Raw genomic sequence first — 1399 nt, forward strand, 5'->3', positions numbered from 1 at the left:
GAACTTGGGGAAGAACTTTTCTAAAAAAAGATTTATAATTAATTTCGAGGTTTTTCTGTGTTTTTCTCACAACATAGTATACTAATAAACATATAGGCAGAAATCGCCTCAAAAAAGAAAGTGAGGTGAATACATATTGGAGATCAACATCCAAATAGAAAAGGACAAAATCGCTTTTGGATTCAAATCCAAAATGATCTTGCCCTTTCTAATAGCAATGACTAATCTTTATCTTTAACCACAGCTTTAGCTGGACCAAGAAAGTGGGCCAACACTTTCTTGGTCTTTTTATTGGTCTTATTTAAACCATTATTTTTTGTGTCAGCTGTTAAAATCATTATACATTTTTTTTGCCAAAATGGAAAAAAGCAAAAATGACAAAATAAAAAAAAACAGATCAATAACGATCTGTTTTCCATATCTTCAAGTTGAAAATCTCGATTCTTTATTCTTCATCATGTTGCATTCCTTGAAGCAACTGAAACCTCATCATGGTGCACGAAAGAATACCCCGCTCCAACCAACAGGCTTACAATAAGGACCGCTGAAAAAAGACCTTTAAACTTCATACAGGAAATCGCCCCTTTGAATTTGTCTTTGAGCGCACACCATCTCATTGTAAAAATATATAGAATCTTCCATGCGCTTATCCATAGTATAAAATTCTGCAGCGATTAAAGCTAGCTCTTCAAAATATGGATAGCCTTGTCCTGTTCTCAATGCCTCAAGGGCATTCATGACCTTTTGCCTGCTTCCAGTCTCAATAAATAATGCCTTTAGAACATTTAATAAATCCTGAAACAGACTATCGTTAAATTCTTCAGCTTGCTCCATTGCTTTTCCAAAGAATCCGCGTCCTTCAATCTTTTCATTGTTCCTAAAATGAATCAGAGCTAAATCATAATAAGCCTGGGTAATTTCCTTCGCTCCGCTTATTTTAGCTGCCTTTATAGCCTTGTGATAATAAGGTACAGCCGAAAAAAGGCTTCCCATCTGGTTATAACTATTCCCCATATTCAACAAAGCTTTTGCCTTTAAAGGAGAATGGTCCTCCATACTATCCAGCAAAAATAAAGCTTTTTTCATATGAGAAAGCGCTCTGTCATGAGTCCTCAAATCATCATAATTGCCGGCAATAACAAAATGACACTTGATTCGATGAATTTTATAAGTATCGTGCTTTTTATAAATGTCATATGCCTGTTGCACATAATACATAGATACATGTGTTTGTTTCATATGGTAAAAGACCTCAGCCATTTTAAAATAAAACTCAGCTTTCTCTATTTCATCCAAAACCCTCGAAAGCTTCTTCTCAGCCTTTTTGTATGACTGAATGGCTCTTATGTACTCACCAACAGAAAAATCGTACATCCCTTTAAAAAAGTAAGTGTAGAGG

The 1399-nt window shown here is 35.0% G+C and carries 1 protein-coding gene; it reads right to left on the reverse strand.

The window, feature by feature from the left end; genetic code table 11:
• Positions 1-558: 558 nt before the first annotated feature.
• Positions 559-1399 (reverse strand): tetratricopeptide repeat protein (locus ACFWZ2_RS43640; protein ID WP_384555360.1); only part of this gene is annotated, 841 nt, incomplete at its 5' end.

It is taken from the genome of Streptomyces sp. NPDC059002, assembly GCF_042740435.1.
Lineage (GTDB): Bacteria > Actinomycetota > Actinomycetes > Streptomycetales > Streptomycetaceae > Streptomyces.